This window comes from Candidatus Paceibacterota bacterium (assembly GCA_035583355.1).
In the GTDB taxonomy this organism is placed as follows: Bacteria; Patescibacteriota; Minisyncoccia; order Phycocordibacterales; family UBA6899; genus JAJZQJ01.
This window is the reverse complement of the sequence record DATEZQ010000011.1, coordinates 23795-44452: the sequence shown is the minus strand read 5'-3', so window position 1 is coordinate 44452 and position 20658 is coordinate 23795. Positions and strand designations below refer to the sequence as shown.

The following is a 20658-nucleotide window of genomic DNA, read 5'->3' as shown; positions in this document are numbered from 1 at the left end:
TTCTTTTGCTTTCTTCAGTATTAGAAGGTTGGGGTTGCCACGTAAATGAGATTCATGTGGTAATCCGTTGCTGCTTCCTGGAGTGGGCTGATTTCAGTCTTGTAGTAGACGGTTGTCGTACCTGTTCCTGAACCAACACCTGCGGTCGATGATGCATTTCCAAAGATAGATACTGCTGTTCCGCGAACGAAATCACCAGTATATGCCTGTCCTGCATATGCATAGATGCCACCATTTGGGATAGCAGTATCATCCGAAGAGACACCGATATGACCCCACGTAATGTCATCATTTACATTTGCTGTTGGAACTGACCACGCTGCCGGAGCCGATGCTGCAAGACCATCGATGATTGCACCGTTTTGAGACTGGAATGGCTGGTCTGAAACGACTGTGACATTGAAGCCCTGACGTGCATTGGTCTTCACCTGGAGCATTTGTGCAGCGGTCTGCGCAACGTTTACTGGGAGAATTCCGTAGTTGATCGTCGATGTGCTTGAGTCTGTCGTGATAGCACCGTATGACGTAACCGTCGTACTTGCGATACCAGAAACAGTGAAGTCAAAGATTGGATCAACCTGAGCGGTCACGTCAACATTCTCAACGAGTGCAACACGAATACGTGTTGACTGCGTTGTTGCAGTGTTGAAGAGCTCAATCATGTAGTTCGCTGCTGTAGCTGAAGTTGGCTGAGGATTCACGATCTTATTACCCGCAGCGCTACCAATCGTAACTGTATATACAGTTGACGATGACATTACTCCATGACCAACACATGGCGTCAGATCAAGCTGATCTGCCGCAACCGTAGCCATAAAGTCAGCTGCTCCACAAGCTCCGAGTGTGGCGTTGACGGTCTTTCCCGCAACTGCGATATCGGAACCCAGAGAAAGGAGGCTAAGATCGAAATTTGTAACATCAGCATTAGGGTAGAACTTGAAACTAAGGGGTGAACCCTCAGCAATATCAACCTTTGGCTGAAATACAAACTTATGTATTGAGTACTGTGTGACTGCACCCGTACTAATACGCGCATTGTCCAGCGTATCGCTTACATTTCTGATTGCGATAGTAGCTGCGGACGCATAGCGACCTGCAAATACTGCTGAGACGGTACTAATAACCATCAAGGCACTAAGGAAAGCAGTAAATGCCTTCTGTTCCCTGAAGTAAGCAAACAATTTTGTGTAATTCATAAGAACTATACAAGCAGTGTTATGGGACACCGCTTAGACGAATAAGCGTGGGTGCAAAAATGTAATTACAAGCGTAAATACATAAGTGCTGTAGCGTTTTTCGACGACGCTATGGAAAGTGGAAAACCCGCAAACTTATGCGCCCCAGATGGCTTTTTCACCAGCTGGCGGAGGATTACCTCCTACATGTAATTATACTACAGATGTGAACAACCTGCTGATAAACCTGTGGACAACTAATAAAAAAGTATGCACAAGATGTGCATAAGCTTCTCACAACCTCGTTGACAGTAAAAAGTTATCCCCATACCCCCTTTCATAACCGAATAGCAAATGCAAATTCTTTCCTAATACGGAAAATACGCCTCCATAAATGGTGCGTTTTCTCCGTTTTGCTTTCTTTAGGTGTTATCGCTAGAACGTTGGAGTTGCGACGTAGATGAGATTGGTGAAGTAATCTGTTGCCGCCTCTTGAAGTGGGCTGATCTGCGTTCTATAAAAGACCGTAGTCGTACCCAAGCCTACGCCAACACCTGCGGTTGACGAAGCATTACCAAAGACAGAAACAGGAATACCGCGCACAAAGTCTCCCGTCCACTTATCACCACTCAATGTTGCAGCGCCGGGAATATTCGCATCATCCGTAGACAACGCAATGTGACCCCATGTCGTATCATCTGCAAGTATGCCCGTAGGCGCAACAAATGCCTGTGGTGCTCCCGCTGTTGCACTGAAGCCATCGATCACCGAGCCATTTGATGACTGGAATGGTTGATCAGCGACTACCGTAACATTGAAGCCCGTTTTTGCATTTGTTGTCACCTGAAGCTCTTGTGCTGCGGTGACCGGTGTCCCCACAGGAAGTGCTCCATAAGCGATACTTGAAGTAGAGGTATCAATATCGATCAACTTTCCATCACGTGTAGTGCTACTTGCAAGACCCGAAATAGTGAAGTTGAACACTGGATCCACTGAAGCAGAAACCAGTACATTACTGACGAGCGCAACAAGCGTTGACGAGAACTGACTTGCTGGACCAGCAATATCGATCTGATAGCTATACGCATCATACGTTGGACCAGGTGCCGGAGTCTTTATCATATTCCTCGTACTGCTACCAAAAGTAACAACAAAAGGTGATGTAGAGGCAATGGTATTACCTGGGCACGTACTCAGCGTCAACACTGTAGCTGTAGTAGTGAATGAGAAATTCTCACCACCTCCACAGCTTGAACCGATGACCTTTCCTGGAATGGAAACGTCCTGGTTATCAATCAATGCTGCATCGAAATTTGTACCTGTATTCCCTCTGCCCATACTTGCATCGTCTGCGCGGAAAGTAAACGTCACCGCTTGTCCGCCAGTGATGTCCACTTTCGGAGTGAACTTGAATGTATGTGCTGAGTAATACGTTGTCCCTGCAGTTGAAAGGCGAGCGTTACTCATCGTATCGGTCACATTTCCAAAAGCAAGGTTTGCAGCTGAGGCAACTTGCGTTGCAAAAACTGCTCCTACCGAACTGATAATCACAATGACAGACAGAAAGGCGGAAAACGCCTTCTGCTCCCTAAAGAAAGCAAGGGATTGTGAATATGTCATTTTAAAACCTGCTAAACAGCGTTATGGGACGCTATTTAAACGTATAAGTGGGGCGCAAAAGTTGTACCGAGTGGTACAGCTGCTATAAGCGTTATAAATAACGCCGAAAGTGGAAAACCCGCTTCTTATGCGCACGAGAAGATCATCGAATATCTTTACTCGTGGAGGACGGCCTCCTAACTGTAATTATACTACATTTGTTAATAAACTGTGCATAAAACTGTGGACAACTCTGTATAAAAAACGCACAACCTGTGGAAAGTTTGTGCGTCTATCGATTTACTTTTTGTACTCGCTCAAATGACCCCTCATTTTTCCCCGAAAGAAGAGAAAACATTGTTCCTGTCACCACAACAAGCAACAACAGGCCTGCGATAAACGGAATGATGAGCAACTGAACGCTTACGGTTCTCTCAACGGCAGCACCATCATTGTCTATGGAAATATGCGCAAGGTCTTTTCGTAAACGCGCCACCGCATACATAAAGAATCGCACCGAACCACCCAAGATAAATACAATAAGCAGAAATGCCCTCCATGGAAGTACGAGGAAAAAGGTACGGTCTCCCACAGAGTTTGCTCCACCCTCACCGTAACGCAGCGCAACGCGTGCATTCCATAGGCCAAAATCAAATGCACTCAGTGAGCCAACCCACTTATACTCAACACTGCGCTTTGCATTGGGTATGATAGTACCCGGAGCAAGTAGACCTTCGAGTGAATAACGGCCACGTTCAACTCCGAACATATTACGTACCACCACTTCCCCCTCCGGTCGCAAATGTGTCTCGCCGTCATTCTTGAGCAAAAGACTAAAGGTACCATGTGCAGTAGCGGTCATTATGGCATCTCGTCCAAATGAAAGAATAGTGAGCTGCTCCTTCGCTTCTCCTGGCACAGTCACGAAGTTGAGCATATTCATACGCTCACGCGCAGATCCACCCCTGGTTTCAAGCTCAATAACGACGGAGCGCCCACCAGGATTTGCATCTGAAGGGACCGAAATAGAGAATGGGACGCGCAACTTCTGCCTTGGAGGAACTATAAGCGGACCCTCAGGAATTGAAAACCAACCCGATGCGCGCACAGGATCATCCTTCTCAGGGATACCTTCCATCTTTTGCACTCCCCCCGTACTGTTTATTGGTACGAAATCAGCGACAAGAATATCGAGCGTAAGTGCCGTATCACCTGAATTTAGAAGACTAAAGAACGAGCGAAACTGCCCTCCTCTTTCCACGGAGACACGAAGTATCGCAGGTTCAGCCGAAAAACCTTCCGGATGGAACTCCTCCTGTGCATACAATGTACTGGGAAGCAAAAGGCAAAAGACCATACCGAAAAGTATGGCCTTTTTACTGATTTTTTTGTGAATATGCCTCTCTATCATATTGACTAGCGGAGGCGCACGATATGATTCTCAGGAACCACGCGAACCTTCTGTTCGAGCTGCACGGAATAGTGTGCAGGAGGAACAGTACGTGTACGCACAGGGATATTAACTTCAGTGAGACTGCTCAATTCGCTCTCGTTAATGACATCCTCGAGTCGATTTCCATTCCTCCTAAAGCGTCGCGCAATGCGACTGAGCATGCCCTCGCGTATTTCATTTTCTTCAACCTGACTTTCTGCTTCTTGCGCAGGTGTAGGTTCTACTGCTTCTGCATATGCATACTGTGGGCGAGCAAGATCTCGTCCACGCGCAAATAACATAAAGAGCACCATGAGCACAATGAGCGTGAAACCGAAACCAAGCATCTTTGACCAAGGAATAACCCAGAAATATACGACGTCTTGCATCGTACCACGTTGACCATAACTCATATCAAGCATGGCTTTATATTTTCCGAAGTGTCCCCCTGCCGCCCACGATGCAGCTAATAACTCTTTGCCTTTTGGTTCCACTTGTTTCCCGTCTGCATTTACATCAACAAGCCCGACTTCTTTTCCCGTATTATCAAAAATTCGTATCTTGCCATTAGGGACAAGCGCACGGTTACCTGTATTCTCAACTGCAAAACTAAATTCAGCACTCGGTCGAACAAAAATATTCTTCGCAGCAGTAAATGAAAACAGTTGTAACTTCTCTCGAATATCTTCAGTGACTTCGATATTCATCAATACTTGTTCAGTACAACTTTCGCACTTCTGTGCATCAAATTGCGTTTGACCCGATGCGAATTTTAGCGCCACATGATAATTGCCTGGTCTTGCACGCGCAGGTATTTGCATTTGAAATGGTACCGTCTGTTCTTCCTTAGGAAGCAAGTTGATTGAACGGGGTATTTCGATCCAGCGTGAGGGGCTTGCGTCAAGTGAGTTTGCATTGATGCCACTCATATCACTCTTTGCGAGATCACCCTTCACCTGATCAACATCAACAACCCAAACATACAGTGTAGAGACGCCTGCGCCAGTCGCTTTCAGCGTCAAATTATGATGGCTGATCTCGCGTACTTTTCCTTTCACATCAATAACCTTTGGAGTCACTTCAAAGGAGGCTGCAAAAGCGAAAATCGGCAGCATCAAAAACCCAAAAAACAGGGCGAAGAGTTGCTGCGTCGCTTTGTGCGAATGTGTGTTCACTACTTATATTATACACTGAAAATACTGGATATTTTTTACTTTTCCACAGAAATTGCGCTCATATTTTATTGCCTGCCCACCATGACTAAGAAATCAAAAAAGAAGCATGGCATTCGTCATGCTTCTTTCTTCATTTTTGAACTTTTATACCCCGTTTTTCGCTCTCTCTACTCTATTAATAGACAGGGGTAATTATATACAAAATATTTGTACGATAAGACCCTGGAGGAGTAGCTGCATGGGGTTCGATTTTATACACAACATCGAACTGCTCCGTCCCTACAGTTGGTAGATCAGAATAGCCAACCTCTGAAGGCGTTGAAGTCGCGAATTCTGCCCACGTATCGCTCGCAGCGAAACGATCAGGTACACCGTCAGGACTCAATGTATGATCAGAAGTATGGTAGCCAATACATCCTACGCTCAGCGCTGGACAACCAACACTCCAACTGACCGGTGCTGCATTAGGAGCGCCCGCAATTGACGGAACGATCTCACCGTACAAATTCTTAAGATCACCCTCTGCTTGCATATTCACCTGATAACCCATCATCGCATTTGTGGAGATACTGATGCGGTGCGCAAGTATTGCAATTGTATCCATCGTCAACATTCCGAATGGAGTAGTTGTTGCAGTTGTCGTGCCTGTTGTTACTAAGCCATCTATAGTAACACCAGCATTTACACCACTAACAAGACCATTGACCGTCGCACCCTCAGCAGTAAGTGATGGGTATACAGAGGCGCTCTTGAGTAACGGTATTCCCCTATTCACGTCAAAAAGCCTGAAGTAATATGCCTGTCCAGTACGCTGCCTTTGTGAAGTCAGTGTATATTCCATCTCAGTCAGACTATTTGCTGCAGGAGAGAATGTTGAAGAACTCGTTGCTTCATTATGCCTCCCGAGCACCGTACCACCTATGGTCTGTACACTGAGGCTCGTATCATCAGCACCAATTCCTATTGCATAGCAAAACGTACTTGTTGCAACACAATTCCCTTCTAAGTCTGCAAAGAATACCCCTGTTGTAAATGTTGGATCTTCAGACCACTGCACTGCGTAACGCTCATTACTTCCGGATTCATTCGCAACATCCTGCAAAGCAACACGTAGCTTTATAATAGTTCTATTTGGAAGCCCCGATGGTGCAATATTCAATCCAGCACCGAGCAACGACTGCCAACCTGCTTCATTTGCATAGTTGTCCACCCAACGCCAAGACGCGATTTCTGGTGTATACCCCGCAGTACGCATAACTGGGTAGAAGTCATATCCAAAAATTGGAGTACCATCACTTTCAGTGACACGGAAACAATAGTCAGCATCTTTAACTGCATTATTGCGTTTTAATGCCCAATCATACTCAATGACATCTCCTGTCTCGCTAACATTCGCAGCATTTGGATTTGTGCCCGTTATTCCATCTTCGGAATAGAGTTGTGGAACATGTCCAATACTCACCGCAACAAGTGGAGTCGGTATAATCGCTGACGCTGCAAGACCTGTATTGTTGTATCCCGACCAGTCTCCCGTACTACTTACCGCAGTCCATGATGCAGGCGCAATCGCACTACAAGATGTACCAATCGGCTTCAATGCGGACTGCAATTGAAATGCGCGATCATCTATAGGCATTGTCGAGGTACTCACGGCAAGTGCGATACGCAAACGTACACTGTCACTCTTTCTGACCGGTCTATTAGCTACGGTCATCTCCTGATCATCTCCGATTTGATTCGGATACCCCGGGTACCAAGAATCAAGAGGCGTAAGTGCTCCATTGTCCGCATATATACGGAAACCCGCCTGAATAAATGTTGCCCTTCGTACCGCTTGCATTTCCTCGTAAGTAACCGTGAGCACGTTACTAAAGTTCAGATAATTCACTGTGGTGGTCTTCGCATTTCGAACTTGCAGTGCAACCGTACTACTCGGCATGCTCGCGCTACCCCACAAATCGGTTGCAGTAAATCCATCAACCATCACGGTATTATATGGATACGAGGTTGCTGCGCCTGCTTCGGTCAGTGTTGTAGTAACTCCGTTTAGCGATGTTTCAATTCCTCCACGTGTAATGGTGGTACTGTTTCCATGAGCAATAAATGTTTCAAGCTGAGCAGCTCGGAATATCTTCCCCACATCACGCGCAAAATCAATTGCAAAAGGATATGTTGTTGACGCAACAGCCGTGCTTGGAGCATATTGCTGTGGCGCTACATATGAAACGCTACGCGCTTGCGTACCACCATGACTCCCGTCCCAAACATATGTGATAAATAATTCTGCAGTTGCGGGAACTGCTGCGGTCACGAATTTTATCTTTGCACCAATTGCAGTCCCTGAAGTGGCATATGCTCCTATCAATGAAGTCATATCATGGAGAATATAAGTTTCACCACCTCCACGATTAGTCATTGTCCCTGCTGCATAAGTGCGTCCAAGTAATGACGCACCGACACTTCCCTCAATAATTGCAGAAAGTGAACTATGCGGTGAATAGCGCACTCGGAGCCACATCTGCTGCACTTGTGCATCCTGCATGGGAAGTACGGGAGTAAAAGTACCTATCGTTGTTGTTGCACCCACTGCTGGAGCAACGGCAAGTTGCCCAAGTGGATACACGAGTGTCTCCGATTGATTTGTCGAGCGACTTGAATATGCATAAGTCACGACGATCTCTCCACCAAGATGCGCAAGGGGAACATTTGTCGTGTTCGCACCGATATTAAGCGTTCTTGGAGTATTCACTACAAAGTCATTTCCCCCGATAGGCATCCCCCACATAAGACGAAGGCCTGTTGAGTCCAGTGCGGTCTCAACGGGATTATATGTTGCACTTGAACCAGGAGAATGTGCAATAGTAATTGTATATGCACGTGCTGCTGCCGCACCCGCCGAGTTCGCAAGTGCAGAAATCTCTGCATGCACCGAAAGAATATTCGCAGTATCACTGTTGAGCAAATCTCCAATTGCGGCGTTATAGGTAAATCCGCAAGCTGTGGTGGTGCATGTTGTAGTCTTGGAGCCGACATCTGTTCCTGTTGTCGAATCGAGTGGGAAACGTACGGTCTTCGTTCCTACCATTGGATTGAGTGAGTACGTGCTCTCATAGGTCACCACAAGTTTTGCAGAAGTGAGTGCACGAGTTGGACCTGTCGCAGCAACACCAATCCCAAAATTCACTCCCGCATTGAGCGATGCACTCGACTGTCCAATAAACATTCTTGTTGCATCAATCTGAGCATGGTAATAACCCGTTACCGTACTTCCTCCACCCACAATTTGATTCATCGGTGCAGTATAAAGCGTAACGTTTGTTGCATCGCTATCTATAGAACCCGTAATATCCCCCAATACAGTGAGTCCGGTGACTGCCACAATGTTCGTAGTAGAGAAAGATAAATCCACGTACGCACTCACGACCTCCGCATCATCTCCAAGCAACTTAATCAATTCTCCTGCAGGTTTTGTTGTATTCCAAGATGCACCTGCATACGAATACACTCCCGTTGCGCGCGTCGCCTGTTCAGATCCCCCACCAAGTAAAAACTCAGCAGTACGCAACTGTTTTGGATGTGGACTATATGCAAGTGGTGCCGCAACCGTATAAGTAAGTACAACAGTGTTCGCGAAGTAGGTGAAGTCAGCAGCAACATCAACGCTCTCTTCAACCGCAAACGGATAACGTTGCTTGGTCAAATTTACTGATGACCCAATAGCTGAAGAAGTAAACTTCGCATACAACCGAGCGCTATATGAATATGTTCCCCCTGTTCCGCCTAGCTCTGTCACAGTCAAGGCATTTGCAGTCGTCGAAGTCCCAAAACCTATATGAATACCACTTGAAATTGAAATTGCTGACGCATCATGATGTGTATAGTGCGCCTCAAGAAATCCATCTTCAAATGTTTTTGCTGCACGTTCAGGAAGATACAGCATCGTATGACGCACCTTATCGACAGTTCCAACATTTCGGCCAATCGATGGGAGTGATGCACCAAACAATGCAGTCTTCGTCTGACTACTCGAAATTGAATAACTCCAAGAAAATGTCGTCACTACCTCGATAGCGACAGGAGATCCACCCGCTGCGCTAAAGCGAAACGTCCCACCGACTGGAGTAGACGCGGAGAATGAAAGCGTTTCGGGAGTAAGGCTATGAATCACCACGGGTGTGTTTGCAGCTCTTCGCGCTGTTGAAGGAGCAGGAAACTGGTACACTTGTGCAGTACCATTTACCCCACCCACACTATGGGTGACGGTCATCGTTGTTGCCGCAGCGAACACTGGGGCAAGCTGCATACGATACCATGCCTTTTCCACAACAGGAGCATCATTTGCAATGACCACATTCGTTCCCGCAATAGCAGCATTCACTCCCGATCCAGGTGATGCTGTTTCCTGATCAACAAAGTAACGAATCGTCTCTGTTTGTGTTGCAGCAGTCGGATTGAATACATAGGTAATCACTACCTCACCACCCGTTGCATAAAGCGGCGCGCCACCCGCAGTGTTCACGAGATTCAATGTGTGTGCAGTTTGCGCACGCAGATTCGCCCCGCCGATCGGCAATGCTCCCCAAAGCACACGTGTATTGTGTGTATCTGCAACTGCCTCATTCCAAGCATAGAGCGGCGATGCAGTGCCGCCTGCGAACTGAAGTCTGTATGTTGAATTTACATTACTTGCTTGTTGCGCAAAAAATTCAATATGCGCATCAAGAATATCTGCATCAGCAGCAAGATCACGAATAACTGTAGTATCAAAAGTGAAAGGACATGTCGCCCCTGCTGCACAAACCGTAGTGCGAGAGCCTGTATTTCCTGCAACCCCACTCGATGCAAGCGGAATACGCACTGTCTTCACGAGCTGTGTAATCGCCGGATCGATATCAACCTCATACGTAACAAGCAGCTTTGCAGTCGTGAGCGCACGATTACCAGCAGTAAGCGTCGGAGCAACCGCAGCTATCACGTGCACACCACTATTCCAAGTAGCGTCAGACTGTCGATCAAAAAAACTGGTTACATCATGTATTGTACGTAGGTATCCTGTTCCTCCAGCCATAACCGCAAGTGGAGATGCGCCATTCGCTTCATTGACAGGAGTGTTACTCCCCTGCGTTGCAGCACCTTCAACGTCAAGATAAATCTTATTCTCAGAAACTGTCGCGGCAGCCGCGGATGGAAATTCATATGACACATCAAGCTGTGCGTTGATGACAGAAATTCCCGTACCCAAAAGTTTTACCACATCACCACCAGTAAGCAGTGCGGGCTTTGTAGTTGCCCAGGTGCTCGCCCCCGCATACCCTATAACTCCACTCGCGCGCAACGCATTATCACTTCCACCACCAAGCACAAACTCGGCAGTACGCAACTCCTTGCCATAGCTCGTCTGCGCCGCTTCAGCCGATTTTACTCCCAGTGGATGAACAAAAAACCGCATGCTTTCTGGACCACCACTGCTGACCAAAAACAACGCCATGATGAGCATCATTGTGCATGTCTTTTCGAAAAGATTGTAGGCGTTATTTCTTATCATGTTTAGTTCACGGGAGGTGTCGATGAAGCCTCAGACTCCGTGCGTACTGCAACTGGAGTAACCACAACGATTTCCGTATTCGAAACAGGAGATTTTGGTTCTCCCTTAGTATTATCAACGATACGTCTTGCAAGTGCAGTGAAATCGAATGACTCAGAGCCATCGACACTCGTACCCACCATGCGCATCTGACCATTTGCATCTTCTTCATTCCAAACAAGCGCAACCTTCGGTGAATCACTCTTCACTCCTGGCTTCGAAACACGATGCGCAACACTCGTTGCGATGTCATAGGCAAAGACCTGCCAGACACCACCATCGACTGCCTGCCACGTGATTGTCTCGCCCGTAATAGTTGGGAACATGTCGGGAGCGCTATTTGCGGTGATACGTTTCACCTGCCAATCACCACCCACACCTGCGGCGCGATGTTCAGCCGAAAGTGCTTCATCAGGAATTTTATCTTTCGACGGCATTGCAGTGAATATCTCCCAGTTACCATCAACCCATGCTTGCCATACAATGCGGCCCGCATAAATCTTTGGATTAAAATTATTTTCACCACTCGTGAGATACTGCACCTTCGGCACACCAACATCACTCAAGTGTGCAAAGGCAACTTGCCAACGACCACTTTGCAGTGACTGCCATACAAGCGTATCTGAAAGTGGATCAAGTACAGGGAAAACATTATCATCTGTTCCATGCGTGAGCTGTATCGTACTAGCTCCGCGCACCAAGAAGATCTGTTTATTTCCAGTAATCGGATCAGGCTGCACGACAACTTCGATCGATCGCTCATTCTCAATAACCGGTGATCCAAAACTCTTCGCATCAGGAATACAGTAGTAGCCAGTACCATCAAGATTTTTACATCCGCGATAGACCTCTTCCTCAACTTCACGTCGCACCTCCTGCTTCACCTCATTACGAACCTCATCACGAAGCTGTCCGCGCATTTCATTGCGCAAGCGTGCACGAATAGCATCAACATTGCTCATCACCTCATCAGGTGCAATGTCAAAGATCGGCGTAACCCCATCCTCAGTGGTCGAAGCCATCGAATCAGTCTGCGTAGAATCATCCACAGGAATCGTTGTCGTCGAAGTTGTTGCAGAAGAATCATTATCCGAAACGATTACTTCACTCGGCGTGTTTACTGACGAATCGCTATCTGCGGGTATAACTTCGCTCGGCGTGTTTGTAGCAGCAGGCGCACCAGCATCTGCACTTGCGCCACCCGAAGAAGGCACCTGATCTTCTCCAACAGTCACCACTTCCCCAGTTGCCGGGGTGTCAGGAGTTGAAGGAGAGACTACGTCACCAGAAGTCCCCGAACTCTCGCCAGTTGTTTCTTCGCTTAGGGGAGTTTCATTACCTGGGATAGATGGAGGAGTATCAACTTGCACTTCGCCAGTAGTCGCACTTGGCGCATCTGCTTCAGCGACCTCAGCGACAGCAGCAACAGCCCCAGCAGGCTCAGTAACACTTTCTGCGATTGCTGAATCAGCAACGATTGCAGCAACATCACTTGCAACACGGTCTGCAAGCGGCGCCTCATTCGCGTACGCAGGAACAAGTGGAGTGATGAGCATCGCAGGAATGAGAAGCCAAGCAAAGAAACGCGTAAGCGTAGACGAAGGCTTGAGCGCAGCAATGCGAACATCACCACCAGTAAGCGCAGCATCAAGTACCCTCCTCAATGCCCCTTCATCTTTTCGCGCGTGTGCGTGCGCGTGCGTACGCGCGCGCGTAACAGAAAAACTCTGGAGCGTCAAATCAGCAGGTCGCAGCGAAACAGGGATGTTTGCAGTGCGAGGAACTGCAACAGATACAGTAGCTTTCCTCTGAGATAGCAGAACAGCCCCACTCGCATTCGGTGAGGAGACATGTTGCATAATCCTTGTTGGTGGCGGTTTTATGCCACTCCGAGGAAGATGCACAACACTGTTTTCCGGTTCGTGCTTCATTAAATTTTACACAAAGGAGCAGCCACTCCTCCATGTGTATTCCATAACGAGTTGCAAGTGGGTGTGGATAACTCCTGCAAGTGTTATATCTATATTTTACCGCGGAACAGAGCGCTATTTTGTTTCTTATCCACATGTTATTCATTTGCAAATGCAAAAGTTATCCACAGTTTTTCCCCGAAACCCCTTGTATTCCCCACTAACAAAAAAGATGGCTTAACGGCCATTTCTATCACTGACGTTAGTAATGTACTCCACACACTTGACGTACTTGATATTTTGTTTTATTACGATTTTTGTATTAACTCTTTCCTTCTTTTCCTTCTCCCCGATCACCCTCATTCCCATCTGCATTTTTTAATATAACCCTTGCAACTTTTCCAACTTATGATTTGAAATTTCTCTCTTAAATTTTTCACAAATTTTATTTCGAGTAGTCACCAGAGAAAACAAAAAATGTACTTAGTTTTTTCGGAAAATATATTTTCACTCAATGAAACGTCGAGGATTTTTGTCGGCAGCATGCTCTTTGGAATGAGCATCGCAAGCGAGGTGTATAAAAATACATTGAGCGCGAAGCGGAATGAAAAGAGCATAATCCCGACAAAAAGACCGACGCTGTAATCATCAGCACAAAGTAAGCAAATATTGATGCATAAAAAAAGAAGAAGCAAAGCTTCTTCTTTTTTTATGCATCAATATTTGCGTACCGAGCGTTGGACTGTATAAAGGACTTTCGTGGTGCCACCTCAATCCCCATCAACAAATCAAATACCTTATCTGCATCCACTGCATCATCAATCGTCACCTGCTTGAGCACGCGATTCTTTGGATCCATTGTTGTCTCCCAAAGTTCTTCAGGATTCATCTCTCCAAGACCCTTGTAGCGTTGTACGTGAATCTTTGGAGACTTCCCTTTCACCTCTTCCTCTTCAACCTCTTCGGCTTCAGGAGGAAGCTCTTCGCCATCTGCGAGTTCTGGCTCAGGCTCCACTGCGATTCCGAGCGATTCAAGATATTTGAACTTCTGCTCGTCACTGTAGAAATAATTCACCTCCTTACCCTTCTTAATCTTGTAGAGTGGCGGTTGTGCAATGTAAATATGACCAGCTTCGATAACGGGACGGAAGTGACGGAAGAAGAGCGTAAGCAGCAATGTACGAATATGCTCTCCATCAACATCAGCATCGGTTGCGATGATGATTTTGTGATAGCGCAACTTCGAAATGTCGAATGTATCACCGATCGCGGTACCCATCGCAATAACAAGTGCGCGCACTTCATCCGAGGCAAGCATCTTATCGAGACGTGCACGCTCAACATTCAAGATTTTTCCTTTGAGTGGCAAAATTGCTTGCGTACGACGATCGCGACCCTGCTTGCTAGAACCACCTGCGGAGTCTCCCTCAACAATAAAGATCTCTGACTCCTCAGCAGAACGCGACTGACAGTCAGCAAGCTTTCCAGGAAGCGCAAAGCCATCGAGCGCGCCCTTTCGGAGCACTGAATCCTTCGCTGCCTTAGCAGCGCGGCGAGCACGCTGTGCGAGAAGCACTTTACCGACGATTGCCTTTGCATCATCAGGATGTTCCTCAAGGAAGGTCGAGAATGCATCTCCAAAGACCTTCTCTGTAGCCCCACGAGCCTCTACAGAGCCGAGTTTGTCCTTTGTTTGACCCTCGAACTGGATCTCAAGCATTTTGACTGAAACAACGACCGCGAGACCTTCACGGACATCATCGCCTGAAAAAGAATCATCTCCTTCCTTTACCAGCTTATTTTCCTTCGCATATTTATTGAGCGTTGAGGTGAGCGCGGTACGGAAACCCGTAATATGCATACCACCTCCTGGCGTGTAGATATTGTTTGCAAATCCACTTTCACCACGGGTTGCCATATCATCAACATACTGCAAAGCGACCTCGACGAAAACCTTGTTTTCGTCACGCCCAACATAGAAGATATTCTTATGAATCGGCGCCTGATGCTTATTATAGAACTTCACCAGCGAGATAAGCCCTCCTTCGAAATAGAACGTCGTACTTGGGACATTGTGCTTAGCGTCACGAAGGAAGAAATACTCATCCTCCTTGATCTTGCCCTCATACTTGGTGTAGTCGAGAATGATAACCTCAACTGCTTTTACAAGATATGCCTGTTGGCGCAGACGATCAATGACCACTTTTTGATTATAGGCAATCTCACTAAAGATCTCAGGATCAGCATCAAAGAGCACAATCGTTCCATGCTCTTTACTCTTGCCCACTTGCTTCACCGCAGCTTTGCGCTTTCCGCGCACATACTCCTGCATATGAATACCGCCATTCTGATGAACAGTCACCTTTGTGTACTGACTAAGTGCATTCACCACTGATGCTCCCACGCCATGGAGACCACCTGATGCCATATAACCCGAACCCTCTCCTCCAAACTTTCCTCCCGCGTGAAGTGTCGTCATGACCGTCTCAAGCGCAGAGACTTTTGTCTTTGGATGAATACCCGTTGGAATTCCACGCCCATTGTCCGTGACGCGAATCTGATTATTCGGGAGCAGCGCAACTTCTATGCGGTTACAATGACCATTCATCGCCTCATCGCGAGAGTTGTCAAAAATCTCCCAAATCAAATGATGGAGACCTTCAACCCCCGTTGAACCGATGTACATACCTGGACGCTTACGCACTGGATCAAGACCCTCGAGGACCTGAATTTGCTCTGCACCATACTGCTTTTCTTCCTTTGCTTTTGCCATAAAATAGTTCTTGGAGTAACTCCACGCGCTTATAGAATATATCCCTATTTTAGCATTTTTCACCCCTCACCACAATGTAAAAATGGGGACAACGAAACTAAATCTGTGGCTTAATGAGGCCACAAAATTACATTATTTTTGCACCATAACACTTGACGAATGTAAAGAATAGTTTAGAGTGGTCAAAGACACAAAACGGGGGTCTTATGGACACCAAAGACTACATGACATGGGTAGGCAAAAAGTTTCTCTTTGCCGCCATGACGCACACTCCACCCGGGCAGAATGCGAAAGATATTCCCCCGATCAAGATAAAGGGGGAAATAACTAGTGCTGTTCAAGATGAAAAATCCGGAGCAACCTTCCTCGAGATCAATACAAGGTACATCTACCTGCATGGTCGCGCCTTCCCCATCGTCAAGCAGGTCATTACCATCGAGAAAGGCCGGAAGCCCTACCTCTACTTCGACTCGTGCCGCGTCGCGGGCAACGAATGCTTCGCGGGCGAATTCGTGCTCGTCGATTAACATCGACAAAAAACCAGCTCAAGCGAGCTGGTTTTTATCATTACTATGAGCGGACATCGAAGCGCGCATCCGCAGCACGAAGTGCTGCGACCACCTTCTCGGCGACGACGTTCGCCTCTTCATCAGAGAGCGTACGCTCATCACTTTGCAGTGTCATGCGAAATGCAAAACTCTTTTTCTTCTCTTCGGGTTTTTCGAAGACATCGAAGAGTGCAACGTTCGTAACGAGTGGACCCATCGCACCGCGGATGATTGCATCGATATCCCCTGCACGTACCTCTTGGGGTACCCAGAGCGCGACATCACGGATCATTGATGGGAACTTGCTTGGTGCACGGTAGCGCATCTGCTTCTCCTTACCTGCGAGCTCAACGAGCATATCGAAATCAAGTTCAAAGCCTTGTACATGGAATACGCCGACAAGTGTCTTCCCGACATAGATTTCTGCAGCAACATCTCCACCCGCTTCAACATAACGAAATCCGGAGAATCCACAGGCCTGTGCCACTGCGTCGAGCAGACCCTTAAGTTGTACGAAGTCATCCTTTACCTGGCCCTGCTTGCGCTTCTGGAAGCCTATAGCGGCCGCAAATGAGCGATTCTCGGCTACTTTACCAGCATTCTTGCCAAAGACGGAGCCGAACTCGAAAATACGCACCGCTTCACGATATTTGAGGTTTTCGGTAAGTGCCTCGCGGAGACCATGCGACAAATTATTACGGAGGGTCTTGCGATCAGAAGCCATCGGATTACGCAACTCTACTTCACCAAGATTATTGAATGAATAGGTGTATACTTCTGAGAATCCTGCAGCAAGCATCACCTCTCGTGCCTTATCTCGAAGTATCCAAAATGGATTTGGCATCGGAGCGACCATTGGCTCGAGCGGAAGTGTTCCAATAAGATCCTCAAGACCTACGAGACGACAGACCTCTTCTGCGAGATCTTCCTTCATTGTGATGTCGAGACGCTCATGTGGGACAGTGATTGTCCATACACTCTCTGTACCCTTCCCCTTTACCTTCGTAGTAAAACCAAGTCGCTTCCAAATACGTGCAACATCTGCTGCATTGTATTTTGCACCGACGATACGCTCGATTTGGAGAAGTGAAACCGTCACACTGCGCTGCTTTGGGAGTGCTGCACCCTTTATGACTGGGTTACCGACAATAACCTGTTTTCCTCCTGCAATATCGATGATAATGCCTGCAACCATAGCAAGCGCCTCGTCAACAAAGTGTGGCGTCATGCCCTGCTCAAAACGCTTCGCAGCATCAGTGCGTAAATTATAGCGCTGCGCCGCACGTCGCACCGTTGCTCCATCAAAGTTTGCCGACTCGAGTACAATAGTTTTCGTCTCACTGGTCACCTCTGCCACCATACCACCCTTTACCCCTGCGATAGCGAGTGGAACGTTCTTATCTGCGATGACGAGCGTCCCCACATCAAGCATGAGCTGCTTCCCATCAAGGGTTGTGATCTGCTCACCCTCCTTTGAACCGCGTACGACAATCTTTGCGCCTGCGAGCTTTGCGTAGTCGAAAGCATGGAGTGGTTGCCCCATCATATAGAGTACATAATTTGTTGCATCAACAACGTTGTTGATAGAGCGCGCGCCAAGTGTCTCCAGCGCCTCCTTGAGCCACTTTGGTGATGGACCAACCGTAATGTTATCCAATACAAGCGCAGCGTAACGAAATGCGCGCTTATCACTTATCTGTACATCGATCTTGGGTGCCTTCGCACTACCCTTTGGGAGTTTCACAACTACCTCTTTACGCATTGGCAAATCGAGCACCGCAGAAACTTCACGTGCAACACCACGATGTGAAAGACAGTCGTGTGCACGATTTGGAAGCACTTTCACATCGATCAACGTATCACCACCTTTTGCTTCCATTCCTTCAATCTCAAAACTATGCGCGGTCAATTTCGCCGCGATGACATCTGCCTTTGGCAGTGGTTTATCGAAATAGGATTGGAGTAATTTTCGAGAGATAATCATAACAAGAAAAATTAGATGGTATCGAACTGATCAACGAGGCGGAGATCACCATTGTAGAGCGTACGGATATCAGGGATTCCCCACTTAAGCATAACGAAACGATCGACACCGCCACCAAATGCGAAGCCTTGGTACTTATTTGGATCGATGCCGCCTGCACGGAGCACCTCAGGATGGACCATGCCTGCACCCATCACCTCGATCCACTTCTCTACCTTGCCCTTACTGTCTGTCCAACCGATATCAATCTCCACTGATGGCTCAGTAAATGGAAAGTACGATGGGCGGAAACGCACCATCATCGGACGACCAAAGAGGCGTGCGAAAAAGAGCTCGAGCATACCCTTGAGGTTTGCAAGCGATACTTCTTTACCTATCATCAATCCTTCAAACTGATGGAATTGTGCTTCATGTGTTGCGTCGGTTGCCTCGTAACGAAAGACCTTTCCGGGAGCAATAATACGAATTGGCGCACCTTGCTTTTCCATGTGACGAATCTGCACGGGCGACGTATGCGTACGTAAGAGCAAGCGCTCGAGTCCGCGACTATCCGAAAGCCAAAAAGTATCCCACATATCGCGCGCAGGATGATCCTTTGGAATATTCAGTGTGTCGAAGTTGTAGTGCTCAGTTTCTATTTCTGGACCATCAGCAATGGTAAAACCCATTGAACCGAAGATGCTGTTGATATCACGCATCATGATCGATACTGGATGCATGTGCCCGCGCTCATTCCCCTTCCCAGGGAGCGTAGCGTCAAGGCCGATTTGCTCTCGTGAATACATAGTGAATCCATCATATCACACGGAGAAACATGCGTAAAATGAGGGTTTTTGTATATTTTTACATTGACAAAACTAATTTATATGGTATTATATTTGTTGGCAAATTGCCACCAAAAAGGAGTCCATCATGGACAGCGGAAACAGCCTCGTTGCATTCTTTGGCTTTATCTGGTTTCTCATCAAGGAAATCTTCACCCCGGGTCTTGATATCCCCCACCGCATCGGTGCCATCTGCATTCTCGCAGTGATGCTCTGCGTCGTTTTCCTCGCACTGGCTGCAGTCGCGGCATTCGTGAATTGGGTCTACGAGGCACTCGACTCATGGTTCTGCGCAAAAGTGAACGTTGAGTCCAAGGTGACCCACCGAGAGAAACGCACAGAGAAATTTGGATTCTTCCCCTTCATGTATTCAAGTGAGGAATGCTTCCTTGCTTTCAATATGGGGGAAAATGAATTCACTTTCACGACGGACATCAACGACTTTCGTTTCTTGTCACCCGGCAAGCAGATTCGAGTTGTGTATGTCATTGGGAGAATCTCCGGACGAGCACACATCAAGTCAGTTGTGCCGCTGAAAAAACGCTAATAATTTTCACCAATAAGTGGCGCGAGAAATTCGCGCTACTTTTTTATTTCAGCGTCTTTCTTGAATTGCCATAATACACAATATGTGTTAAGGTATTTCTCCGAAACAACTTGCTCTTTCATCAACCCCACACCATAAGGAGCCCTCATGAGTAGCCCTCTTCGCGCAAACAGTAGTGGACTCATGCCACTCGCGACGCATCTTGCTTTCGATATCAAGGGAATACTTGGGCTGAGCAGCCCGTACGCCCTCTCACTCGCGAAGCACACCGTACAACGCCTCAACGAAATGGAAGCCCCAAGTTGGGCCTATCAACAACTCGTCAAGGATTGCTTCTTGATGCTCCCCGAGCTCAACAGCAATTGGATCATCCAAGCTCAGGCAAGGGATTTCTTCAGGCTCATCATGATGTGCGGAGAACATCTCGATAAAGCAACGAAGGATGAGGTCATTCTCGTTGCCCGCCGGTTCAGGGACTACAACATCCTGCGGTCAGCAGTGCAAAAGCTCCACGACCGCTCACTTTCGCAATTCGAGATAAAGGAAGCAGTCGATCTGCTTCACGTCTCGAGCAGCCAGTTCAGCGAAGTCGCAAGCCTCATGTGCCTCGATGCATTCAAGATGCATGGACTCGAATTCCGAAAGGAAATCAAGGAGATGCTCGTGAAGAAGCATGGAGAATGGGTAGAGTTCGAGCCGGAGCATAAGGATGCGATACCGGTGTAGGAAAAAAATACAGCACCCCAGGAGGGGTGCTTTTTAATACAGCTGCAGGACTTTCACGTCGCGATGCCGCGCACCCCAGAGGGGCCCCGCACGGCCCTGCTCCTCGAGAACCCACGGTTCTCGACGGAATTCCTTTTGTTGCCGCAACAAAGGGAATTCCTGCTCTCCTTCGCGGGAGAGGGAGTCCCCTCCCGACCCCTCCGCGTTCAAGCCTGACAGGTGGCCCAAAAACAAAAACCCCCGCATTGGGGGGTTTTATGTTTTTGGAGCCACCTGTCAGGCTTGAACTGACGACCTACGGTTTACAAAACCGTTGCTCTACCAACTGAGCTAAGGTGGCAGTGGTATCGACATTCAGTTGAATGCCGATACAATATAACC

12 protein-coding genes and 1 tRNA gene are annotated in these 20658 nt (G+C 47.5%); 3 read left to right on the top strand and 10 right to left on the bottom strand.

Features of this window, described 5'->3' with window-relative positions:
- Positions 1-20 precede the first annotated feature (20 nt).
- From VJ579_04325 to VJ579_04295, 7 genes are all read right to left on the bottom strand, one after another.
- On the bottom strand, positions 21-1196 hold the full coding sequence (locus tag VJ579_04325) for a hypothetical protein (GenBank protein ID HXK38263.1): 1176 nt from the start codon (positions 1194-1196) through the stop codon (positions 21-23).
- A gap of 414 nt (positions 1197-1610) precedes the next feature.
- Positions 1611-2795: a hypothetical protein gene (locus tag VJ579_04320; GenBank protein ID HXK38262.1), complete on the bottom strand. Its 1185-nt coding sequence runs from the start codon at positions 2793-2795 to the stop codon at positions 1611-1613.
- A 271-nt stretch (positions 2796-3066) separates the two neighbouring features.
- Positions 3067-4131 carry a hypothetical protein gene (locus VJ579_04315; GenBank protein ID HXK38261.1) on the bottom strand — a complete coding sequence of 355 codons (1065 nt, stop codon included), beginning with the start codon at positions 4129-4131 and terminating at the stop codon, positions 3067-3069.
- A 59-nt stretch (positions 4132-4190) separates the two neighbouring features.
- Positions 4191-5381, bottom strand: coding sequence for a hypothetical protein (locus VJ579_04310; GenBank protein ID HXK38260.1), 1191 nt, complete (start codon positions 5379-5381; stop codon positions 4191-4193).
- A gap of 175 nt (positions 5382-5556) precedes the next feature.
- Positions 5557-10926 (bottom strand): hypothetical protein, encoded by a 5370-nt coding sequence (locus tag VJ579_04305; protein ID HXK38259.1) that lies wholly within the window; start codon positions 10924-10926, stop codon positions 5557-5559.
- Positions 10927-10928: 2 nt separating this feature from the next.
- Positions 10929-12824 carry a hypothetical protein gene (locus VJ579_04300; protein HXK38258.1) on the bottom strand — a complete coding sequence of 632 codons (1896 nt, stop codon included), beginning with the start codon at positions 12822-12824 and terminating at the stop codon, positions 10929-10931.
- A 760-nt stretch (positions 12825-13584) separates the two neighbouring features.
- Positions 13585-15648, bottom strand: coding sequence for a DNA gyrase subunit B (locus tag VJ579_04295; GenBank protein HXK38257.1), 2064 nt, complete (start codon positions 15646-15648; stop codon positions 13585-13587).
- A 206-nt stretch (positions 15649-15854) separates the two neighbouring features.
- Here VJ579_04295 and VJ579_04290 point away from each other — a divergent pair, with 206 nt between their 5' ends.
- The gene (locus VJ579_04290; protein ID HXK38256.1) at positions 15855-16175 is read left to right on the top strand and encodes a hypothetical protein; all 321 of its coding nucleotides are present in this window, start codon (positions 15855-15857) and stop codon (positions 16173-16175) included.
- A gap of 43 nt (positions 16176-16218) precedes the next feature.
- Here VJ579_04290 and pheT read toward each other — a convergent pair whose 3' ends face one another.
- Both pheT and pheS read right to left on the bottom strand, forming a co-directional pair.
- Complete coding sequence (gene pheT, locus VJ579_04285) at positions 16219-18180, bottom strand: phenylalanine--tRNA ligase subunit beta (protein HXK38255.1); 1962 nt, start codon at positions 18178-18180, stop codon at positions 16219-16221.
- An 11-nt stretch (positions 18181-18191) separates the two neighbouring features.
- A complete protein-coding gene (gene pheS / locus VJ579_04280) occupies positions 18192-18965 on the bottom strand; it encodes a phenylalanine--tRNA ligase subunit alpha (protein HXK38254.1) in 774 nt (257 codons plus the stop codon).
- A gap of 127 nt (positions 18966-19092) precedes the next feature.
- Between pheS and VJ579_04275 the strand changes: the two genes are divergently transcribed.
- Positions 19093-19551, top strand: a complete 459-nt coding sequence (locus VJ579_04275; protein ID HXK38253.1) for a hypothetical protein — start codon at positions 19093-19095, stop codon at positions 19549-19551.
- 147 nt (positions 19552-19698) lie between these two features.
- Positions 19699-20277, top strand: a complete 579-nt coding sequence (locus tag VJ579_04270) for a hypothetical protein (protein HXK38252.1) — start codon at positions 19699-19701, stop codon at positions 20275-20277.
- A 264-nt stretch (positions 20278-20541) separates the two neighbouring features.
- Here the strand turns inward: VJ579_04270 and VJ579_04265 are convergent.
- Positions 20542-20617 (bottom strand) — tRNA-Thr (locus tag VJ579_04265).
- Between the last annotated feature and the right edge of the window lie 41 nt (positions 20618-20658).

What these genes read in the sequence shown, in the direction of transcription:
- VJ579_04325 (HXK38263.1), bottom strand. Translation starts at nt 1,196, where the DNA reads ATGAATTACACAAAATTGTTTGCTTACTTCAGGGAACAGAAGGCATTT.
- VJ579_04320 (HXK38262.1), bottom strand. Translation starts at nt 2,795, where the DNA reads ATGACATATTCACAATCCCTTGCTTTCTTTAGGGAGCAGAAGGCGTTT.
- VJ579_04315 (HXK38261.1), bottom strand. Translation starts at nt 4,131, where the DNA reads ATGGTCTTTTGCCTTTTGCTTCCCAGTACATTGTATGCACAGGAGGAG.
- VJ579_04305 (HXK38259.1), bottom strand. Translation starts at nt 10,926, where the DNA reads ATGATAAGAAATAACGCCTACAATCTTTTCGAAAAGACATGCACAATG.
- VJ579_04300 (HXK38258.1), bottom strand. Translation starts at nt 12,824, where the DNA reads ATGCAACATGTCTCCTCACCGAATGCGAGTGGGGCTGTTCTGCTATCT.
- VJ579_04295 (HXK38257.1), bottom strand. Translation starts at nt 15,648, where the DNA reads ATGGCAAAAGCAAAGGAAGAAAAGCAGTATGGTGCAGAGCAAATTCAG.
- VJ579_04290 (HXK38256.1), top strand. Translation starts at nt 15,855, where the DNA reads ATGGACACCAAAGACTACATGACATGGGTAGGCAAAAAGTTTCTCTTT.
- pheT (HXK38255.1), bottom strand. Translation starts at nt 18,180, where the DNA reads ATGATTATCTCTCGAAAATTACTCCAATCCTATTTCGATAAACCACTG.
- pheS (HXK38254.1), bottom strand. Translation starts at nt 18,965, where the DNA reads ATGTATTCACGAGAGCAAATCGGCCTTGACGCTACGCTCCCTGGGAAG.
- VJ579_04275 (HXK38253.1), top strand. Translation starts at nt 19,093, where the DNA reads ATGGACAGCGGAAACAGCCTCGTTGCATTCTTTGGCTTTATCTGGTTT.
- VJ579_04270 (HXK38252.1), top strand. Translation starts at nt 19,699, where the DNA reads ATGAGTAGCCCTCTTCGCGCAAACAGTAGTGGACTCATGCCACTCGCG.